The sequence below is a fragment of the Peribacillus sp. GL_122 genome (genome assembly GCF_057835005.1).
In genome coordinates, this window is record NZ_CM174415.1 from 5,540,101 (window position 1) to 5,561,686 (window position 21,586).

A 21,586-nucleotide genomic window follows, 5' to 3' on the forward strand; every position below is an offset into this window, starting at 1 on the left:
TCTAAAAAAGGTTAATCAATTCTTTTATTAGTGCCGTCAAAAATATATTTGCTAATGCAACCGGAAGCAGCACTTTCCATCCGAATTCCATCAATTGATCGGCCCTTATACGAGGAAAGGTTACACGAATCCAGACCAATACATAGAATACGGCACTGAACTTCAAACCGAACCAGATGGCAGCCGGAATAAAATCCAAAAACGGAATAGAATTCCATCCTCCTAAAAATAATACAGTGGTTAGCGTTGCCATTGCAAACATATACACATATTCGGATAACATAAAGAAGGCCCATCGAAATCCAGAGTATTCAACATGATAGCCTGCAACAAGTTCGGATTCCGCTTCCGGAAGGTCAAAAGGAACCCTGTTCAACTCGGCAACCGCTGCAATAAAAAACACGATAAACGCAATCGGCTGAAGAAAAATGAACCAAACCTTTTCCTGGGCTGCAACTATATCATTCAAGTTTAAACTGCCTGTTAGGAGGACGATTCCCACTAGCGACATCACCAATGGGATCTCATAAGATATCATTTGCGCGGCTGCCCTCATTCCGCCAATCAAGGAATATTTATTATTGGAAGCCCAACCCGCAGTGACGATGCCGATGGTCGATATGCCGGAAATCGCAATATAATAAAGCAGTCCTACACCTATATCCGCAAATTGGAAGGCATCGGTGAACGGCAAGGTGGCAAGGACCATGAAAGCAGGAGCAAAAGCAATTACCGGAGCTAAAATATATAACGGCTTATCAGCTTTTTTGGGTATCGTATCTTCCTTGATCAGAAGTTTCAAAACGTCAGCAACGGTCTGCAAGAGACCCCATTTCCCCCCAATTTGGTTTGGGCCGACACGCATTTGCATGAATCCCATGATTTTTCGTTCTGAAAGGATTCCATAGGTTACAAACCCTAATACGACGAACAGGAGCAGGACTGCCAAACCAAAAAAAATGCCAAAATTCAGCAGGCTTGGAGCGGAGTGGAGAAGATCCTTGATCATTTATCCATCAACCTCCCCTAAAACGATATCGATTGCACCTAATATCGTTATCAAGTTCGCCATATTTTCCCCTTCCAATAATTTCGGAAGAATTTGCAGATTATAAAATGAAGGTCTGCGAAATTTCAAACGGTATGGCTCCTTTTTCCCTTCACTCGCGATATAACAGCCTATTTCCCCTCTTGGCGATTCAATTCGGACAAATGCTTCACCCTTAGGAACCTTTATTATTTTAGGGACCTTAGCAAGGATCGGCCCTTCTGGAAATTGCTCAACCGCCTGCTCGATGATTTTCAGTGATTCTTCGATTTCTTCCATTCTACAGTGATAGCGTGAAAAGGCATCACCCTCTTCCCTTGTAGGAACATCAAATGTGAACCTGTCGTAAATGGAATATGGCTCATTTTTTCGCAAATCCCATTCCACACCTGTACACCTTAAGTTGGCACCGCTAAGCGAATACTGCAGAGCTTCTTCCTTCGTATAGATGCCTACCCCTTTAACCCGATTAACAAAGATTTCATTCCCTGTCACAAGCTCATGGTAACCGGCAAGCTGCTCCCTCATATAAGGGACAAACTCGGCAACCTTCGCAATCCAGTCTTCAGGAGCATCCCATTTCACGCCTCCGACACGCATATAATTGAATGTAAGGCGCGCCCCTGACAATTCAGTCAATAAATTAACGATCATTTCACGTTCTCGAAATGCGTATAGGAAAGGGCTCGTCGCACCTATATCCAGCAAGTATGTACCCCACCAGACAAGGTGGCTTGCCACTCTGCCCAATTCCATTGCGATAACCCGCAAATATTCTGCCCTTTCGGGGATCTCCACCCCCATCATTGTCTCAACAGCATGGCAAAGCACATAATTATTTGTCATTGCCGCTAGATAATCGAGCCGGTCGGTATATGGGATTATTTGTGTATATTGCAGATTTTCCGCTAGTTTTTCCGTACCGCGATGCAAATACCCAATGACAGGTGTTGCCTCTTTTATAATTTCACCGTCAATCTTGATGACAAGCCGAAAAACACCATGTGTACTCGGATGCTGCGGCCCGACATTGAGAAGCATTTCTTCCGTCCTTAACATTGGGCTTACACCTCCACATCATAAGGCTGATAATCTTTTCTAAGGGGATACCCTTTCCATTCTTCACCAAGTAAAATCCGCTTTAAATCAGGGTGTTCATAAAAGTTAATACCTAATAAATCATACGCCTCACATTCTGGCCAATTTGCTCCTGACCATAATGGGACCAATGATGGAATAACGGGAGAATCCCTATCAAGTTTCACTTTCAAGGCAACTGATTGGTTCATTTTGAATGAATGTAAATGTACATAGATTTCCATATGGGTTTCAAAGTCCGTACCATGAAGTTCCGATAAATACGAAAAGTTAAGCTGTTCATCGTACCGCAGAAATTTTGCTATTGAGAAATATGTATCCGGATTAGCCACTAAAGTGGGTACATCTTTTGATAATCTATTAATATAGTGCTCTAATAATGCCCCTTGTCCTACATGGCTCTCAATAGCAGAAACGATTTGATCCAGTTTCGACTGATTTGGGGATAGTTCGCTAGGGGTGTTAACTTCCTCGCTTTCCTTTACAGCAGTCCTGCTCTTCGCAGCAGCAGCCGCTTTCGCTTTGGCCGCGGCCGCTGCTTTTTGCTTTGCTATATCCATTTCGCCTTCCAGCTTTTCCGCACTTTCAGCTTTCGCCTGTTTTCGGGCCAATGCAGCTGCCTTCGCCTTGGCCGCTGCCGCCGCTTTTTGTTTCGCTTTATCCATTTCGCCTTCCGGCTTTTCCGCACTTTCAGCTTTCGCCTGTTTTCGGGCTAATGCCGCTGCCTTCGCCTTGGCTGCTGCCGCCGCTTTTTGCTTTGCTATATCCATTTCGCCTTCCGGCTTTTCCGCACTTTCAGCTTTCGCCTGTTTTCGGGCAAGTGCTTCAGCCTTCGCCTTGGCCGCGGCCTCCGCTTTTTGCTTCGCTATATCCGTTTCGCCTTCCGGCTTTTCCGCCGCTTCTTCTTTTTCCTGTTTTCTGGCTAATGCGGCTGCCTTCGCCTTGGCTGCTGCCTCCGCTTTTTGTTTCGCTATATCCATTTCGCCTTCCGGCTTTTCCACCGCTTCTTCTTTTTCCTGTTTTCTGGCCAATGCGGCTGCCTTCGCCTTGGCTGCTGCCTCCGCTTTTTGTTTCGCTATATCCATTTCGCCTTCCGGCTTTTCCACCGCTTCTTCTTTCGCCTGTTTTCGGGCCAGTGCGGCTGCCTTCGCCTTGGCCGCTGCCTCCGCTTTTTGTTTTGCTAAGTCCTCCTTTTCACTCATCTATATCACCCGCTTTCCGGTTTTCGCCTCGTAACGGATTTTTTCTTTTAATTTATTGATCCCATAAATAAGTGCAGCTGGGTTTGGGGGACAACCCGGTATATATACATCGACAGGTACAATTTGATCTACCCCCTTGACCACTGAGTAAGAGTGAACATAAGGCCCGCCAGCAGTTGCACAGGATCCCATCGCAATAACCCATTTCGGTTCTGGCATTTGTTCGTATAATCTACTTATTATTGGAGCCATTTTTTTCGTTACCGTTCCTGAAACAATCATGACATCAGATTGTCTGGGTGATGTCCGAAAAAATGAACCAAATCGGTCCAAATCATAATGAGAGGAACCGACACCCATCATTTCAATTGCACAACATGCCAAACCGAAAGTCATTGGCCAGAGTGAGTTACTTCTAGCCCAGCCTTTTATTTGCTCAAGTGTGGATAAAAAAATACTATGGCGCATTTCTTCCATTTCTTTAGGGGTAAGTTCATCCAACTTCAATTCCACTTTAACACCTTCTTTTTCCAAGCGTAGATTAGCCCAAGCATTAGGATCAGGACAAAAAACAGCATTTCAATCAAAGCAAACAGTCCGAGTTCATCATAGGCAACCGCCCATGGATAAAGAAAAACCGTTTCTACATCAAATATGACGAACATCAATCCGAATAGATAATACCTGACATTGAATTGAACCCTTGAATCCTGAAAAGGTTCGATTCCACTTTCATAAGTCGTATATTTCATATCTGTCGGTTTATACGGCCTTAGCAGTCTACCAAGAAATAAAGCGATCACAGGTAATAAAATGCCAAGACAAAGGAAAACAAATACAATTAAATAATTATTTTGGTAAATATGCAGCTGTCCCATGTTCATCTCCCTTTATGGATAATTCATGTTAAATGGGTACAATTCAAATTTGCTTGTCTTCTTTTTGGATACCGTTTTAAATATTATGCAGGGTAACATTCTTTTAGAAGCAACGTGAAAGGAGGGGGTATGAAGCAATAAATGTAAGCGTATACATTATAACATTAGGATAAAATCATGTCGACGAGTTAAGGTTTAAAATGGAAAATACTTTACTCTATAATTCGACCTTTTTTTCCTAATTCCGATATTAAATATCAATAATCCTCAAAAACTTTCTGGATAAAAAAACACCTGATCTTACCACGAATGGTTTGATCAGGTGCTTTCATAAATTAAAGTTATCGCATTTCTGCAATTTGGATTCGGTTGATGGCACGTTTAAGCGCTAAATCAGCTCTTTTGGCATCATTTGATCCATCATTGTTCTGCAATCTTTGTTCAGCACGGGCTTTTGCTGCTTGAGCACGTGCAAGATCGATAGTTTCAGCTCTTTCAGCAGATTGAGCCAAAATGGTTACCACATCAGGGCGAACTTCCAAGAAGCCACCATTTACAGCTACATAGTCTGTGTTGCTTCCATTTTTAAGACGGACAGCACCAATGGTAAGCGGGGCTACAGTTGGAACGTGTCCAGCCATGATTCCCAGCTCACCGCTTTTAGCTTTAGTGCTTACCATTTCAACTTCTGCATCATATACTGGGCCATCGGGAGTAACAACATTGACTTTAATGGTCTTCATTTCATTCCCTCCTAGGTCCCTTTAATTAAGCCATTTCTTTTGCTTTAGCAACAACTTCTTCGATGCGGCCAACTAGACGGAAAGCATCTTCAGGAAGTTCGTCATATTTTCCAGCTAGGATATCTTTGAATCCTTGGACTGTTTCTTTAACTGGTACATAAGATCCTTTTTGACCAGTAAATTGTTCAGCCACGTGGAAGTTTTGTGACAAGAAGTTTTGAATTCTACGAGCACGTTGCACGATTACTTTTTCGTCTTCGCTTAACTCGTCCATACCCAAGATCGCAATAATATCTTGAAGTTCTTTATATTTCTGTAAAGTTGATTGAACTTGACGAGCTACTTTATAGTGCTCAGCTCCAACGATTTCTGGGCTAAGAGCACGAGAAGAAGAAGCCAATGGATCAACTGCTGGGTAGATACCCATTTCAGAAAGTTTACGCTCAAGGTTAGTTGTTGCATCTAAGTGAGCGAAAGTTGTAGCTGGAGCCGGATCCGTATAGTCATCGGCAGGTACATAGATCGCTTGAATAGATGTAACAGAACCTTTATTAGTTGATGTGATACGTTCTTGTAATTGACCCATTTCTGTAGCAAGGGTTGGTTGGTAACCTACCGCTGAAGGCATACGGCCTAGAAGGGCAGAAACCTCTGAACCTGCTTGAGTGAAACGGAAGATGTTATCGATGAAGAAAAGAACGTCTTGTCCTTGTTCGTCACGGAAATATTCAGCCATTGTCAAACCACTTAGTGCTACACGCATACGTGCACCTGGTGGCTCGTTCATTTGTCCGAATACCATCGCTGTTTTCTTAATAACACCAGAATCAGTCATCTCGTAGAAAAGGTCATTTCCTTCACGAGTACGCTCACCTACACCAGCGAATACAGAGATACCGCCGTGCTCTTGTGCGATGTTATTAATAAGTTCTTGGATAAGTACAGTTTTACCTACACCAGCACCACCGAAGAGACCGATTTTACCACCTTTGATGTAAGGTGCAAGTAAATCTACTACTTTAATACCAGTTTCAAGAATTTCAACTGTTGTTGATAAGTCCTCAAAAGTTGGTGCTTGTCTGTGAATTGGATCACGACGCACCTCTGCTGTAAGTGGTTCAAATAGGTCAATGTTTTCCCCTAATACGTTGAAAACGCGGCCTAGAGTTACTTCACCTACAGGAACGGAAATTGGAGCTCCTGTATCAACAGTCTCTGCACCACGAGTTAAACCATCAGTGGAAGACATTGCTACAGTACGAACTGTATTATCACCTAGTTGAAGGGCTACTTCAAGAGTTAGTCCTGTACCAGACGCTGTATTTTCGATTCTTAACGCGTTATAGATCTTAGGAAGTTGTCCGTCTTCGAATTTCACGTCAACAACCGGACCCATAACTTGAGTAACGCGTCCTATATTCATCGTTTTCCCTCCTAACGTTGCTTATAACGACTATCGAGATTATGGAACGGCCAAGCTTCGTTCGGGCCGACCGTCCCCGTTAATGATTTTATTCTAAAGCTGCTGCACCGCCAACAATTTCCGTGATTTCTTGAGTAATTGCGGCCTGACGTGCACGGTTATATTGCAATGAAAGCGAGTCGATCAATTCTTTCGCATTATCGGTTGCATTTTTCATTGCAGTCATACGTGCAGAGTGCTCACTTGCTTTACCATCTAACAAAGCACCATAAATTAAACTTTCTGCGTACTGAGGTAGTAATACCTCAAGAATTTCTTCTGCATTCGGTTCAAATTCATAAGAAGTCAATGCTGCATTGGAAGTATCAAAGTCAGCTAAAGGAAGGACTTGCGTTTCCGTTACATCCTGCTGGATTGGGCTGACATAATGGTTATAGTACATATAAAGCTCATCACACAGTTCATTTAGATACAAATTCACTGTTGATTTAGCAAGGGAGCTAATGTCAGCGAAAGACGGCTGATCGGGAACCCCAGTTACTTCAAGCTCTACGTGCATATTACGGCTGACAAAGAAATCACGGCCAACCCTTCCGATTGCGATAATGACGAACTCATCATTGGATTTATGGCGTTCAAGAATAGTTTTATGAACGTGGCGAAGGATGCTACTGTTGTATGCACCTGCCAATCCGCGGTCCGATGTGATTACCAGGTAACCGGTTTTCTTCACTGGACGTGAGACAAGCATTGGATGAGATGCACCCGTACTTCCGTTCGCAATACTTGATACTACTTCTTGAATTTTTTCCATATATGGAACATATGCTTTAGCATTAGCTTCAGCACGGTTCATTTTAGAAGCAGATACCATCTGCATCGCTTTTGTAATTTGACTCGTCTTTTTCGTTGAAGTAATCCGAGACTTAATATCGCGTAAAGAGGCCATTCATTCTCACCACCCTTTATAAATTAGTTAGACCTTATTATTCAGAAATAACGAAGTTCTTTTTGAACTCGTTAATTGCAGCAACGATAGCAGCGTCTTCAGGAAGACCTTTAGTTGTGCGAATGTGATCTAATAATTCTGGATGAGAACGATCTAGGAACACATAGTATTCTTCTTCAAAACGAAGGATATCCGATACTGGAATATCATCTAGATGACCTTTAGTCAATGCATAGAAAATCATGACTTGTTTTTCAACTTTAATTGGTTTATTTAGATCTTGCTTAAGAACTTCAACTGTACGAGCACCACGGTTAAGTTTTGCTTGAGTAGCAGCATCAAGATCAGAACCGAATTGGGAGAATGCTTCCAATTCACGATAAGAAGCTAAGTCTAGACGTAATGTACCAGCAACTTTTTTCATCGCTTTAATTTGTGCAGATCCACCAACACGGGATACGGAAAGACCAGCGTTAATCGCAGGACGTACACCTGAGAAGAACAAATCAGATTGTAAGAAGATTTGTCCATCTGTGATGGAAATAACGTTTGTTGGAATGTAAGCAGAGATATCGCCTGCTTGTGTTTCAACAAATGGAAGCGCAGTAATTGAACCGGCACCTAAAGTGTCATTCAATTTAGCTGCACGCTCAAGTAAGCGGGAGTGCAAGTAGAATACATCCCCAGGGAATGCTTCACGACCTGGAGGACGGCGAAGAAGCAAGGAAAGTTCACGGTATGCTGATGCTTGTTTAGAAAGATCATCATATACCACTAAAACGTGCTTGCCAGCGAACATGAACTCTTCACCCATAGTCACACCAGCATATGGAGCTAGGTATAAAAGTGGTGCTGGTTGAGAAGCTGATGCAGATACAACAATTGTGTAATCTAGTGCACCATTTTTACGTAGTGTCTCAACTGTTCCACGAACTGTTGATTCTTTTTGACCAATAGCAACATAAATACAGATCATGTCTTGGTCAGCTTGGTTAAGGATTGTATCGATCGCAACTGATGTTTTACCAGTTTGACGGTCACCAATGATTAACTCACGTTGTCCGCGTCCGATTGGTACTAGAGCATCGATTGCTTTAATCCCTGTTTGTAATGGCTCATGAACAGATTTACGGTCCATAACACCTGTAGCAGGGCTTTCGATTGGACGAGTTTTTGTTGTAGCGATTGGGCCAAGACCATCTAATGGTTGTCCTAGCGGATTCACGACACGTCCGATTAATTCTTCTCCAACTGGCACTTCCATGATACGGCCAGTACGGCGTACTTCACTGCCTTCTTGAATGTCTCTGAATGGTCCAAGAATAACAACACCTACGTTATTTTGCTCAAGGTTTTGTGCCAATCCCATTGAACCATTAGAAAATTCTAAGAGCTCCCCAGCCATTGCATTATCTAAACCATGAACGCGAGCGATACCATCACCAACAGTGATTACTGTACCTACATCGCTTACTTTAATTTCCGACTGATAGTTTTCAATCTGCTTTTTAATCAGCGCACTGATTTCTTCAGCTTTGATGCTCATGAATTTCACCCCTATCTGTGAATATTAACCTAATAGTTGTTTGCTAAGGCGATCAAGCTTCCCGCTTATCGTTCCGTCATAAATACGGTTACCGATTTGAAGTTTGATGCCGCCAAGAATACTGCTATCCGTAACATTAGTGATACGCAAATTACGTTTGCCGATTTTTGCAGCAAAAGCTGAAGACACAGCTTCCGCTTCAGCTTCAGTTAAAGGATTAACTGTATAAACAGTTGCGTCCGCAACTGAATTTTCTTCATTCGCAAGTTCAATGAACTCTTGTGCCATAGCAGTCACTTCACCTGTACGATGACGCTCCACCATTAACATTACAGTATTTTGAACGGAAGACGAAAGACTTGCAAATGCATTTGCAAGCAATGTATTTTTTGCATCGCTAGTCATTTTAGGATGAGCCAAGAAGTTTAATAGCTCTTTATCATTTGTGAAAACGTCATTCACTATGCGAAGCTCTTCTTCAAGTTGGTTAATGAGATTTTGCTCTTTCGCAATTTGGAAAAGAGCTACAGCATAACGTCCTGCTACAGTTATATCGCTCATTTACCTTCTCCTGCCTCTTGAATATATTCATTGATTAGTTTTTCTTGATCAGCTGATGAAAGTTCTTTCTCAATCACCTTAGAGGCGATCATAACAGATAATGAAGCTACTTGCTCGCGTAAGGCGGCAACTGCTTTTTCTCTCTCTTGAACGATTTCACGTTTTGCTGATTCTTTAACACGTTCAGCCTCTGCACGCGCTTGATTAATAATATCTTCGCGCTGTGCTTCGCCTTGTTGCTTAGCATTCTCTATAAGTTGTCCCGCTTCAGTGCGAGATTGTTTTACGATTTCACGCTGTTCTTCTAAATATTTCAGTGCTTCTTTTCTACTAACTTCAGCTGCTTCAATTTCATTCGCAACATGCTCTTCACGTTCTTTCATGATGCCCATTAAAGGACCCCATGCAAACTTCTTAAGCAACGCTAACAAAATAATAAAGATTACAAGCTGGTATATGATATCCCCACCATTAAAGTGGGCTGCTTGACCAAGAACATAATTGCTTGTTAACACGCTCGGTTCACTCCCTTCATGAGATTCACTATTGAAGTTCTGTATTTTCGATTGACAGTATCACTGTCATAAATGTTCACTTTAACACAGAGCAATGGCGAAGGGTCTCCTTGGATCATCTTCGCCATTATTGAACTTTTTCAAGTTATCTTATTTACCCATTACAATAAACGCGATAACTACAGCGATGATTGGAAGTGCCTCAACTAACGCAATACCAACGAACATTGTAGTTTGAAGCATACCACGAGCTTCTGGCTGACGAGCCATTCCTTCAATTGTACGCCCTACGATAAGACCATTACCAATACCCGCACCTAGTGCACCTAATCCAACTGCGATAGCAGCAGCTATAAGACCTAAAGAACCTGTCATGATAAATTTCCTCCTTGAAATGTTGTTTTATTTTTTCATCAATATAATGTTCAAAATGAACAATATTTATAATTAATGGTCGTCACTTACTTTATGGGAAAGATAAACCATCGTTAACATAGTAAAGATAAAAGCTTGAATGGAGCCGACAAAGATACTAAATCCTTCCCAAGCTAACATTGGTAATGCAGCAGTGGCTGCACCCACAACACCACTTGTTCCTAGTCCAGCAAGTAAAGTTAATAGTAACTCACCCGCATAAATATTCCCGTAAAGCCGCAATCCTAGAGTTAACGTATTAGCGAACTCCTCAATAATCTTTAACGGAAACAAGAAACCCATTGGTTGGACATAAGTTTTGGCATAATTTTTCATGCCTCTCATCTTGATACCATAATAATGAGTTAAACCCATTACCATAACTGCCAAGGTTAAAGTTATTGCTGGATCTGATGTAGGTGATTTCCACCAAAGTTCATGCCCTATTACAATCGAGAACGGCAATCCTAACATGTTTGAAACAAATACGTACAATATTAATGTCATTCCCAACATAAGGAACTGACCACCCGTACGCCAATCCATATTGCTGTTGATGATATTTTTCACAAAATCCATAACCCATTCGATAAAGTTTTGGATTCCTGTTGGCTTCATCGCAAGTTTTCGAGTTGCTGCTACAGCAATAATGAAGACAATGAGACTTGCGATAGTCATCATAAGAACATTAGCCAAGTTGAAATGTATTCCAGTATCCATAAATTCCCACATAGGAGCTTCATGATTCAACAGTATTCACCTCTCTTCTTTACTACCTACGTATGTTTTGCATAAAATAATCTATCATAATGACAAAGTAAACTGTCATTAATCCCACTACCACGCAGACCACTTGAAACTCGTCAGGATATCTCAATGCAATAATTGCAGCTAAACCCGCTACAGACATTCTAGTTAAACTACCAAGGGAGCGCGTTTTCTTACCTTCGGCAACCTCTTGAGCGAACTTTTTGTTCTTTTTGACCATTGACCAGAATATAAATAGGCTGAAGGCTGTTCCAAGCAATAATCCTTGGAAGACTGAATCATGTGAAGTGAAGCCCACCCCGAGTACATAAATACCCATTAAATACAACATGTATTTTAGCTGCCTATTGAACATTTTTTCCAATTCTAGCATTTTGTCATGTAATCTCCCTAGAAATATTGTAGTATCTGTGTTTAGCTAGGGAATTTGCCCGTAACAAGTCCAAATAGAAGGTCAAAAACTAGCTTCTATTTGACACGTTATTAACGTATGAAACCCCTCTCATTTTACATCCTTAGTTAGCATACAATAGGCAAGAATCAATGTCAATGAGTGGTTAGTGAAATTTGTCACAGGTTTGTAATTATTAACGAATTGTTCACAAATTATCTTTTTTATACTATTGACATCCTTTTTATTTTACTTATTATCCTCTATTCACTCAATAAGTAACGTCTTTTCTATCCGATCTTCCCTTCCACCCTTTCTCGCAAAGATTATCGCTTTATACACTCCCTTAGGCGGCAAGTTCTTTTTCAATACATCTTTTTTGATCAAACCGGAAGGTGCCGATTTGGACCAATCCAAATATCCAGCGAATTTCAAGCTATCTTCCTCATAAAGGGCAATACCGAATTCCTCAGCCCCACGCGGAAGGTACATTTCGTATCGATATGTGCCTTTCTGGTCCCCTTGGCCAAAATCAAATCCCATTATCCTTGGGTAATCAGGCTCTTCCTTTACATATAAATAAGGAAGGGATATTCTTTTGGTTCCTTCCATTATAATGAGGTATCCATCAAAGACTCCTTTTTTAAGCTCGGCTGGGTTGACCTGCAGCCCCACTTTTATCCGTTTTTTTTCCTTCGGATTCAAAGTAAGGGATTTCGGCAATTCCCAAGTAAGTCCCGTCTCTTTCAATGGAACCATGAAAGAGTACTTCCTCATTTCCGTTCCGGTATTTTCTATGACTATCGTTTCATGATGCTCTTCAATTCCTTCTTTTTTCGTATACATCCCAAAAGACAATGAGCTTGGACTCAAGAGCGTGTCCGCTTTTAATGCTTCGTCGACCCGGATGCGTCCAGCCCCCTGTTCATATGTGTGATACAATTGATTCTTAGATTTCCTCAATGGTTTGGAAGTGCTCATCAATGCAGATTTCACTTGCTCCGGGTTCCATTCGGGGTGTTTTTGCAGGATTAAGGCGCATGCTCCTGCAACATGTGGTGCGGACATACTTGTTCCATCCAGGGACATATATCCTTTAGGGATGGTACTTTCAATTTCCACTCCCGGTGCCAATACGTCAGGCTTTATTCCCCATGATACGGTTACCGGTCCCCTGGAGCTAAAATCTGCGAGCTTATCCTGCTCGTTCTTATAAACAAATTGAACGGTTTTGCTCTGCCCTTGCTCCATGATTTGCTTTAGCTGTAATCCATCTCTTCTATTAATAGAAGCAGCTGGGATGTTCATTTCTTTTTCCAAGCTTCCAGTAAAGGTCCCGCTTGTATTATTATAAACAATTACCCCCTTTGCACCTGCCTTCTCTGCATTGGATACTTTCTGCTGGAAGGTAAGTGTGCCACGTTCCAGCAACACAATCTTATCCCGAACATGTTTCAGGTCCTTTTCATTACCCAGACCCCCAAATATGACATCCTCGGAAAACGTCAGGTTCCATTTTTTAGAACCTTGAAACACGGTTAAATGCGATTGATGCTTTTTCGATCCAAGTCCGTAAATCATATACGGAACCCTTAAGGGAGGAGTCGATGCCCCAACGGAAATCGCTTTTTCCGCTGTTCCGGGTGAGCCTACGGTCCATACAGCAGGACCGGAATTCCCGTTGGATGTCACGGCAACGATGCCGCTTTCCACAGCTTTATTCAACGCAAGGGAGATAGGTAAATCAGGGCCATTGATGTTATTGCCAAGAGAGAGGTTCAATACATCCACCCTATCCTTCATGGCTGACTCAATAGCCATCAAGACTTGGTCTGTATCTCCTGCACCACCTGGTCCCAAAGCTCGATATGCATATATCTCCGCTTCTGGTGCGACGCCTTTCATTTTTCCATTGGCTGCAATGATGCCTGCCACATGAGTCCCATGTAATGTATCCAGGTCGCCTTGATTTTTGGTTTCCATCGGATCTTCATCACCATCTACCAGATCCTTCCCTCCTTTATAAGCACGTTGCAAATCTGGATGTGTATAATCGATTCCAGTATCTATGATTCCTACTTTTACCCCTTTCCCGGTGATCCGGTGATTCTCCTTATCAAAGAAACCCCTGACCCTTCCTCCTCCTATGTATGGGACACTTTTATCCAACACCGCTTGATAAACGGTTACTTCCGTTACAGCCTGAATTTCATCCTCCTTTTTAAGTTGTTCTATCTCATTCATTTTCCCCTGAACGGAAAATCCTTTCAGGGCAACTGAATAAACATTCCGTAATTGAAGAGATGGATATTTCTCAAGCAGTTTTTCGATTTTTTTTCGTTGAAACACCTTATCCATCGTGACAACAACCGTTACTTCCTTAGATTCAGATAGTTTTGGTAATGGCGGCAGAATGACGGATGCCAATCCCTTTTCATTTTGATAAATAAATATAAAAAGGAAAACAAACACTATGAACGTTTTCTTTCCCAACATAATCATCCCCTTAGCTGTTATCTTTTCTCAACAACCTTGGAGTATGCAAATAAAAAAAGGAAAAGCGCATGGCTTTTCCTTTTTTATGAGTCAAATCTAGTTGGTGGCATGTCTGCTTGCTTAAAATAGTAACGGATGGCTTCAGCGATGCGGACCGAAGCATTTCCATCACCATATGGATTTGAAGCTTTGGACATTTTTTCGTGCACCTCATGATCGGTGAGCAATTCATGTGCCAAATTATATATGTTTTGTTCATCAGTACCCGCCAATCTTAAGGTTCCAGCAGCAATCCCCTCAGGACGTTCGGTCGTATCCCTTAAAACTAGGACAGGTACACCAAGTGACGGTGCCTCTTCCTGGATTCCTCCAGAATCTGTCAAAATCAGATAGGCTCTTGAAGCGAAGTTATGGAAATCCAATACATCCAGCGGTTCAATCAAATGAACCCGCGGATCGCCCCCGAGAATTTCGTTTGCCAATTCCTGAACAAGCGGATTTAAATGGACAGGATATACCACTTGAACGTCATCATGCTCAGCAATGATTTTCTTCACGGCCCTGAAGATATTCCTCATGGGTTCGCCAAGGTTTTCCCTGCGATGGGCTGTAAGCAAAATGAGCCTGTCTTCTCCAAGTCCATTTAAAACCGGATGGGAATACGTGGAACGTACAGTAGTTTTTAAAGCATCGGTTGCCGTATTTCCCGTTACGAAGATATTATCCTTCTTGTTTTCGTTCAGCAGATTCTCCTCCGCTTTCGAAGTCGGCGCAAAATGCAAATCTGCCATAGTACCTGTAAGCTGCCGATTCATCTCTTCCGGATAGGGGGAATACTTATTCCATGTGCGCAGCCCTGCTTCTACATGCCCAATGACAATTTGATTATAAAAAGCTGCCAGACTTGCGACAAACGTTGTGGTTGTATCACCGTGTACAAGAACAATATCAGGTTTGGCTTCCTTCATTACTGAATCAAGACCATTTAATGCTCTTGTTGTAATGTCAGCAAGCGTTTGCCTTTCCTTCATTATGTCCAAGTCATAGTCCGGCTGTATCGAAAATAGTTCGAGAACTTGATCTAACATTTGGCGATGCTGAGCCGTAACAGCAACGATCGGCTTGAAATATTCTGGGTGTTTTTGAAATTCGAGTACTAAGGGAGCCATTTTGACAGCTTCTGGTCTCGTCCCGAAAATGGTCATGACTTTTATCGGTTTATTCATTCGTGACACCTCAGTTTCTCTCCTTATTTTGTGCCGAATAAACGATCTCCCGCGTCTCCAAGACCTGGAACGATATACCCGTGTTCATTCAGTTTTTCGTCAAGACCCGCAATATAAATATCAACATCAGGATGGGCTTCTTTTAATGCTTCTACACCCTCTGGAGCTGCAATCAAACACATGAATTTAATATTGACTGCACCGCGCTTTTTAATGGAATGGATCGCTTCGATGGCTGATCCGCCAGTGGCTAACATCGGGTCAACGACAATGCATTCCCTTTCAGCCAAATCGCTTGGCATTTTCGCATAATACTCCACCGGTTTCAATGTTTCAGGATCACGGTAAAGTCCAACATGTCCGACCTTTGCAGCAGGAATCAGCTTAATGATCCCGTCCACCATCCCTATGCCTGCACGTAAAATAGGGACGATACCCACTTTTTTACCAGAAAGCATTTTCACTTTCGCTGTGCTTACAGGCGTTTGGATTTCCACCTCTTCCAGCGGCATATCCCTCGTGATTTCAAATGCCATCAATGATGCAACTTCATCCACTAGTTCACGGAATTCTTTTGTTCCTGTATTTATATCACGTATATAGGCTAATTTGTGTTGAATTAACGGGTGATCGAAAACATAAACTTTTCCCATTTAGCATCTCTCCAATTCCATTGCTTAGTTTTGCGCTTTTTTATGATTTCCCTAATCGAATAGAAAAATTTTCGTGTCTTTTAAAATTCACTTCAACCTATTTTACAGAAAAAAGGTTGAATCTTCAATAAAGGTTTAGATGTCAGACCTATTTTCACTATTCGGATTCTTCTAACACCGGCCTTCCATAAGATACAAAAAAACCGCTCCCTTTAAAAGGGAGCAGCTACGAAATTACAATGAAGGATATAATTCAAATTTGTTCGCTAATGATTCGACACGCTGTTTTGCTTCTTCAAGTTTAGCTGCGTCTTCATTATTTTTCAAAACAAGTCCGATGATTGCAGCTATTTCATCCATGTCTTCCAATCCGAAGCCACGTGATGTCACCGCCGCAGTCCCAATACGTATACCGCTGGTTACGAATGGTTTTTCCGGGTCATAAGGAATCGCATTTTTGTTCACGGTAATACCGATTTCATCCAAAACATGTTCTGCGATTTTTCCCGTTAATCCAGTAGAGCGCACATCAAGAAGAATCAAGTGATTGTCCGTTCCATCAGAAACAAGGGTGAACCCTTCTTTCTTCAAACCTTCGCCCAAGCGTTTAGCATTATCGATGATTTGTTGTGCATATACTTTAAAATCATCTTGAAGCGCTTCGCCGAATGCAACAGCCTTAGCGGATATAACATGCATCAACGGACCGCCTTGAATTCCAGGGAAGATGGATTTATCGATCTTCTTACCGAATTCTTCTTTACAGATGATCATCCCTCCGCGTGGTCCGCGAAGTGTTTTATGAGTGGTTGTCGTTACAAAGTCAGCATAAGGAATCGGGCTTTGATGTAATCCAGCCGCAACTAAACCTGCAATATGCGCCATATCGACCATTAAATAAGCCCCGACTTCATCTGCAATTTCACGGAATCGCTTGAAGTCAATTTCCCGTGGATATGCACTTGCACCCGCTACGATCAATTTCGGTTTGTGCTGACGCGCTTTTTCCAATACATCATTGTAATCGATACGGTGATCTTTTTCGTCTACACCATATTCAACAAAATTGTAGTTAACACCACTGAAGTTAACTGGACTTCCATGTGTTAAGTGACCTCCATGCGAAAGGTTCATCCCAAGCACCGTGTCTCCAGTTTGAAGAACAGTAAAGTAAACGGCCATATTGGCTTGAGCTCCAGAGTGAGGCTGTACGTTCACATACTCTCCTCCGAAAATTTCTTTCGCACGCTCACGTGCTAGATCTTCAACGATGTCTACATACTCACATCCGCCATAGTAACGTTTTCCAGGGTATCCTTCTGCATACTTATTAGTCAAGACCGAACCTTGTGCTTCCATGACAGCTTCACTCACGAAGTTTTCAGAAGCAATAAGCTCAATCTTACTTCTTTGACGCCCTAATTCCAGTTGAATTGCGTTAAACACTTGCTCATCTTGCTTTGCTAAACGATTCATTCCGTAATTCCTCCTCAAATTGTGCGTGATTCGCTTTTTAGTATTTATGTGCAACATGCCTTCAAAAAAGCATGAAAAAGCCTTACCAATAGTTATTAGAAAATTCTACTCCATTTTAACATGTCTAATTTAGAAGTGATAGTCTAATTTTATCGAACGTTAAATGTTTTTTTATTTAAAAACGTTCGTATTTAACATCGAAATAATGCTAAATAGCTCTTTCACCCTATATTTCATAAGCAAAATCACCATTCTATTAGCACTATAAAGTAATGTTTTTTTTGTGAAGAGCTTTACGATTTCGCTCGCATTCAATTAAAAAACAGCATTCCCCATCCGAGAAATGCTGTCCCACTTACCCATTAAGTACAACTTTTGTTATCAGAAATGTCCTGATAAACGGCCCGCTCCCCGCCAATCAGTTTCGGACGCGTTTTTGCCATGGTCACATGTGCATGTCCTATTTCTTTAATGGCAGAGCGAATTGGAACCGCCACATGCTTCAGATGCATGCCAATGAAGGTGTCCCCAATGTCTATCCCCGCATCTGCTTTAATATGTTCGACGACGACAGCATCTTTCCATTGTTGGTAGGCGTACGTCGCCATCGATCCCCCAGCTGTTCTTACAGGTACAACCGAAACTTCTTCATAATCATATCGAACCGCGGTTTCCCTTTGCAAAACCAAGGCCCTGTTTAGATGTTCACAACATTGATATGCAACCTGAACACCCGTTTTCCCTTGAAAATCCCTAACTACGGAAAAAATCATCCCTGCAACATCGAGCGTCCCTTCAGTACCGATCCTTTTCCCGATCACTTCACTTGTACTGCAGCCGATCACCAGTAGCTGTTTCTCTTTTAAAGCTGTCTGTTCTTGAAACTCATGTAAAAGTTCCCGAAACTGGTTTTCCCATATCTCAAGCTCATTTGAAAATGTAGCATCACTTGTCATGAAAACGCATCCTTTCAATAAGAAAACTTGCTATCGGTAGAAAAGGGTTCTCTCCAAAAAACCATAAGAATTAGCTATGTTTACCTTCATACTCCGCAATCTTACCGATCCTGTTTTGATGACGTCCGCCTTCAAATTCCGAAGTAAGCCAAGTTTGTGCAATTTCCCTGGCCAAACCCGGGCCAATGACACGTTCCCCCATCGCTAACATATTGGTATCATTATGTTGGCGGGTCAATTTCGCACTATAGACATCATGAACCAATGCACATCGTATTCCTTTGACTTTATTAGCAGCAATGCTCATTCCAATTCCAGTTCCACAGATTAAAATGCCTCGATCGAACTCACCCCGCGCCACTTTTTCAGCAACCGGCAAAGCATAATCAGGATAATCCACCGACGTACTGCATTCACAGCCAAAGTCCTCAAATGGAATCTGTAACTCATTTAATAAATTCTTTATTTCTTCACGGATATGTATACCACCGTGATCCGAAGCAATCGCAACTTTCATCATAATCCTCCTCTAGCTTTTTCATTTGATTTTATTGTGTCACAAAATTATGAAAAGATAAAGGATGTCCATCCTTTTTCCCCGCAAAGAAGCAGGAAACCGACTCGGGTTTCCTGCAGTAAAATGTCAAGTGTGAAAGCGGGTAATGGTCCTGTTAACCCTTTTCCGCTTGCACTTTAAGTTCCATTGCCGATTTTTCGACATTTTCCATGACTAGCGCTTGTTCACTTGTCGTAGCCGCCACTTCTTCCGCTCCAGCAGATGCTTATTCTGCAATAGCAGCCTTGGGACTGCCTTGATCCTGCACTTTGCATTGACGGGCAACAAGCTTAGTAATATCTTTTACTGCAGCGACCACATTATGTACCCCGTTTATTCTTTAAGCCTTTTCACTAATTCTTCTATTAATTCCTGCAACTCCCTGAACGTTTCACGGTAAATGCCTTCAGAACCGCCAAACGGATCTATTATGTCTCTATCATATTTATCCTCAATAATGAATTCTTTTAAAGTAAAAGTCTTATCGATCATTTTGGGGTATGCCCGGGTAATGACCGATTTATGCCCTTCCGTCATGGTAAAAATATGAGTCGCCCATTCCATTTCCTTCTCGGATAAGGGCGTTGAATGATGATTATGCACAATGTCATTTTCAACCAATACATTTTTAGCATGCAGCGAAGCATCCTGGCCTGATGAAGCATACACGCCTGCAGACTTCACTTCAACACCCGCAATATTCTTATTTTTCAATATCGCTTCTGCCATCGGGCTTCTGCATGTGTTACCTGTACATACAAATAATACTCGGATCATTTTTAACGCCTCCCTTTTTATTCATTATAAGCTATCGCCTGTTTAATATAGTCAAAAAAATCACCGTCATTATGTCCGAAGAAAAATAAAAACCGCCCCAGTAATCGGAACAGTTGAGGAAGGAATGATATGAATTCAAGCGGATCAAAAAGAGAACAATAATTTCAATCCAAACGCACACAGGATGCTTCCGCCAAGAATCTCACTATACACGCCAAGCAAGCCCTGCATTTTTCTACCCAGTAAAAGCCCAGCCCACGTTAATAGAGTGGCAGCAAACCCAAAACAAAGAACGGTTAAAATCGTTTTTGCACCGTAAATTCCCAGTGTCAATCCTACCGAGAAGCTATCCAGGCTTACCCCTAAAGCAAAAATGAATAGACCTTTCCCGACAGGAGCCAGCATCTTATTTTCCCTGACACCAGCTCCATCCTTTTTACCAGGGATAAACATCTGTATACCAAGAATGATCAACAACAGACCGCCAGCGTATGTAGCAAAGGTCCCGAATTTTTCTGAAATGAAACGACCTGCCCCCATTCCAAGCAAGGGCATCCAAATATGAAAAATGCCTACTGTCAGTCCTATAAAAAGTATTTGCCTCAACCTTAGCTTAAACATTCCCATTCCAAGGCCGACTGAAAAGGCATCCATTCCCAATGCGAATGCCATTAGCAATAAGGTGATGATTTCTCCAGCAAATGTATTCATTCAAATCCCCCTCGGACGTGCCTACTACATGTTATGCATGTCCGAAAAGAAATAGAAGGATAAATCAGTCCTTATTACACATGTTCCTTGATGATTTGATGGCCTGCAGCCTTCTCAAGCCGGTTCATGACCGCAGCTCCTATTCCATGGTCAGGAAACATTTCACTAAAAATGACATCGACCTCCAGATCGTCAAACTGTCTTAAAGCATCATATAAGCCTGTCGCAACAGTATGTAAATCCGCTAACGAACCTGGGACAACCACATAATCCGCCTTATAATCCTGTTGATGTTCATAAGCCGTTATGATGCCCACCTTTAACCCGTCAGTTCTTTTTTCATCCACAAGCTTCTGAAGGAAAGCTTGATTACCCTTGACTAAATATAGAGGGGCCTTCGGAGCATAGTGGGTATACTTCATGCCTGGGGCTTTTGGCGCCGTTTCCTGATTCTTCAATGCGACATCTTGCCTGACTTCCCCTATTACCGCTTCCAGCTGTTCCAGGGTCACCCCGCCAGGCCTTAAAATAACAGGCACTTCCACAGTGCAGTCAAGTACTGTGGATTCTACGCCCACACCCGTAGTCCCGCCATCGACTATGCCTGCAATCCGGCCCATCAAGTCATCTTCAACATGTTTTGCTGACGTGGGGCTTGGTTTCCCGGAAGTATTTGCACTTGGAGCCGCAATGGGCAAATCACTTGCACGAATAAGGCCTAGGGCAACCTGATGATCTGGCATCCTGACAGCCACCGTGTCCAATCCAGCTGTCACAAGGTTTGATAGCTGGCCCGGTTTTCGTTTCATGATCAAAGTCAAAGGACCCGGCCAAAATTCTGCCATTAGCTTCCTGGCCTGTTCCGGAATCTCTTCTACAATACCTGACAACTGGTCATCGGAGGCTATGTGAACGATCAAAGGATTATCACTCGGACGCCCCTTCGCCTCAAACACTTTTTTGACTGCCTCATCATTTTTGGCATTCGCCCCCAGTCCATAAACGGTCTCTGTAGGAAAAGCAACCACTTGATTTGCCTTTAACAATTCAGCTGATTGTATAATCTGGGGATAACTTTGTAAATTATCCACATTTTTATCCACTGACCAAATTTTCGTTTTCATCTTGAACACCATCGCCTTTTAACGTTTCTTATTTTATATAATTGCTTTTATATGAACGATTCTCTCAAATTATTG

The 21,586-nt window shown here is 42.1% G+C and carries 23 protein-coding genes; all 23 read right to left on the reverse strand.

All coding sequences use genetic code 11. The annotated features are described in order from the left end of the window. Position 1 precedes the first annotated feature (1 nt). Positions 2 to 1,009, reverse strand: a complete 1,008-nt coding sequence (nuoH, locus tag AC3ISB_RS26985; protein ID WP_098371644.1) for an NADH-quinone oxidoreductase subunit NuoH — start codon at positions 1,007 to 1,009, stop codon at positions 2 to 4. Next, the gene (locus AC3ISB_RS26990; RefSeq protein WP_098371645.1) at positions 1,010 to 2,107 is read right to left on the reverse strand and encodes an NADH-quinone oxidoreductase subunit D; all 1,098 of its coding nucleotides are present in this window, start codon (positions 2,105 to 2,107) and stop codon (positions 1,010 to 1,012) included. 5 nt (positions 2,108 to 2,112) lie between these two features. After that, positions 2,113 to 3,348, reverse strand: a complete 1,236-nt coding sequence (locus AC3ISB_RS26995; RefSeq protein WP_489275092.1) for an NADH-quinone oxidoreductase subunit C — start codon at positions 3,346 to 3,348, stop codon at positions 2,113 to 2,115. Next, positions 3,349 to 3,825 carry a NuoB/complex I 20 kDa subunit family protein gene (locus AC3ISB_RS27000; protein ID WP_170946902.1) on the reverse strand — a complete coding sequence of 159 codons (477 nt, stop codon included), beginning with the start codon at positions 3,823 to 3,825 and terminating at the stop codon, positions 3,349 to 3,351. It lies immediately after the preceding gene. Between the two features lie 26 nt (positions 3,826 to 3,851). Beyond that, entirely contained in the window at positions 3,852 to 4,226 is a 375-nt protein-coding gene (locus AC3ISB_RS27005) for an NADH-quinone oxidoreductase subunit A (protein ID WP_076368347.1), read from the reverse strand. A gap of 341 nt (positions 4,227 to 4,567) precedes the next feature. Further along, a complete protein-coding gene (locus tag AC3ISB_RS27010; protein ID WP_034315803.1) occupies positions 4,568 to 4,969 on the reverse strand; it encodes a F0F1 ATP synthase subunit epsilon in 402 nt (133 codons plus the stop codon). A 25-nt stretch (positions 4,970 to 4,994) separates the two neighbouring features. Then, positions 4,995 to 6,392, reverse strand: a complete 1,398-nt coding sequence (atpD, locus tag AC3ISB_RS27015; protein ID WP_034315806.1) for a F0F1 ATP synthase subunit beta — start codon at positions 6,390 to 6,392, stop codon at positions 4,995 to 4,997. Positions 6,393 to 6,480: 88 nt separating this feature from the next. After that, positions 6,481 to 7,341: a F0F1 ATP synthase subunit gamma gene (locus AC3ISB_RS27020; RefSeq protein ID WP_098370188.1), complete on the reverse strand. Its 861-nt coding sequence runs from the start codon at positions 7,339 to 7,341 to the stop codon at positions 6,481 to 6,483. A gap of 37 nt (positions 7,342 to 7,378) precedes the next feature. Further along, a complete protein-coding gene (gene atpA / locus AC3ISB_RS27025) occupies positions 7,379 to 8,887 on the reverse strand; it encodes a F0F1 ATP synthase subunit alpha (protein WP_034315812.1) in 1,509 nt (502 codons plus the stop codon). A gap of 24 nt (positions 8,888 to 8,911) precedes the next feature. After that, on the reverse strand, positions 8,912 to 9,448 hold the full coding sequence (locus AC3ISB_RS27030; RefSeq protein WP_098370189.1) for a F0F1 ATP synthase subunit delta: 537 nt from the start codon (positions 9,446 to 9,448) through the stop codon (positions 8,912 to 8,914). Further along, entirely contained in the window at positions 9,445 to 9,963 is a 519-nt protein-coding gene (gene atpF / locus AC3ISB_RS27035) for a F0F1 ATP synthase subunit B (RefSeq protein ID WP_098370190.1), read from the reverse strand. Before atpF ends, AC3ISB_RS27030 begins: the two co-directional genes overlap by 4 nt. Before the next feature lie 150 nt (positions 9,964 to 10,113). Then, positions 10,114 to 10,338, reverse strand: a complete 225-nt coding sequence (atpE, locus tag AC3ISB_RS27040) for a F0F1 ATP synthase subunit C (RefSeq protein ID WP_034315818.1) — start codon at positions 10,336 to 10,338, stop codon at positions 10,114 to 10,116. A 72-nt stretch (positions 10,339 to 10,410) separates the two neighbouring features. Further along, entirely contained in the window at positions 10,411 to 11,127 is a 717-nt protein-coding gene (atpB, locus tag AC3ISB_RS27045; protein ID WP_076368353.1) for a F0F1 ATP synthase subunit A, read from the reverse strand. 22 nt (positions 11,128 to 11,149) lie between these two features. Continuing rightward, the gene (locus tag AC3ISB_RS27050) at positions 11,150 to 11,518 is read right to left on the reverse strand and encodes an ATP synthase subunit I (protein WP_063234155.1); all 369 of its coding nucleotides are present in this window, start codon (positions 11,516 to 11,518) and stop codon (positions 11,150 to 11,152) included. A 285-nt stretch (positions 11,519 to 11,803) separates the two neighbouring features. Then, the gene (locus AC3ISB_RS27055; protein WP_489275097.1) at positions 11,804 to 14,032 is read right to left on the reverse strand and encodes a S8 family serine peptidase; all 2,229 of its coding nucleotides are present in this window, start codon (positions 14,030 to 14,032) and stop codon (positions 11,804 to 11,806) included. Positions 14,033 to 14,115: 83 nt separating this feature from the next. Further along, on the reverse strand, positions 14,116 to 15,258 hold the full coding sequence (gene wecB / locus AC3ISB_RS27060; protein ID WP_489275099.1) for a non-hydrolyzing UDP-N-acetylglucosamine 2-epimerase: 1,143 nt from the start codon (positions 15,256 to 15,258) through the stop codon (positions 14,116 to 14,118). Between the two features lie 23 nt (positions 15,259 to 15,281). Continuing rightward, positions 15,282 to 15,911: a uracil phosphoribosyltransferase gene (upp, locus tag AC3ISB_RS27065; protein WP_034315825.1), complete on the reverse strand. Its 630-nt coding sequence runs from the start codon at positions 15,909 to 15,911 to the stop codon at positions 15,282 to 15,284. A 234-nt stretch (positions 15,912 to 16,145) separates the two neighbouring features. Next, on the reverse strand, positions 16,146 to 17,387 hold the full coding sequence (glyA, locus tag AC3ISB_RS27070) for a serine hydroxymethyltransferase (protein ID WP_053536892.1): 1,242 nt from the start codon (positions 17,385 to 17,387) through the stop codon (positions 16,146 to 16,148). Between the two features lie 362 nt (positions 17,388 to 17,749). Further along, the gene (locus AC3ISB_RS27075; RefSeq protein ID WP_098370193.1) at positions 17,750 to 18,343 is read right to left on the reverse strand and encodes a TIGR01440 family protein; all 594 of its coding nucleotides are present in this window, start codon (positions 18,341 to 18,343) and stop codon (positions 17,750 to 17,752) included. Between the two features lie 70 nt (positions 18,344 to 18,413). Next, positions 18,414 to 18,860: a ribose 5-phosphate isomerase B gene (gene rpiB, locus AC3ISB_RS27080; protein ID WP_034315832.1), complete on the reverse strand. Its 447-nt coding sequence runs from the start codon at positions 18,858 to 18,860 to the stop codon at positions 18,414 to 18,416. Between the two features lie 372 nt (positions 18,861 to 19,232). Next, positions 19,233 to 19,676, reverse strand: coding sequence for a low molecular weight protein arginine phosphatase (locus tag AC3ISB_RS27085; protein ID WP_430096283.1), 444 nt, complete (start codon positions 19,674 to 19,676; stop codon positions 19,233 to 19,235). Between the two features lie 144 nt (positions 19,677 to 19,820). Continuing rightward, positions 19,821 to 20,387 carry a manganese efflux pump MntP gene (locus tag AC3ISB_RS27090; RefSeq protein ID WP_098370195.1) on the reverse strand — a complete coding sequence of 189 codons (567 nt, stop codon included), beginning with the start codon at positions 20,385 to 20,387 and terminating at the stop codon, positions 19,821 to 19,823. A 74-nt stretch (positions 20,388 to 20,461) separates the two neighbouring features. After that, entirely contained in the window at positions 20,462 to 21,511 is a 1,050-nt protein-coding gene (locus AC3ISB_RS27095; RefSeq protein WP_141992314.1) for an L-threonylcarbamoyladenylate synthase, read from the reverse strand. Between the last annotated feature and the right edge of the window lie 75 nt (positions 21,512 to 21,586).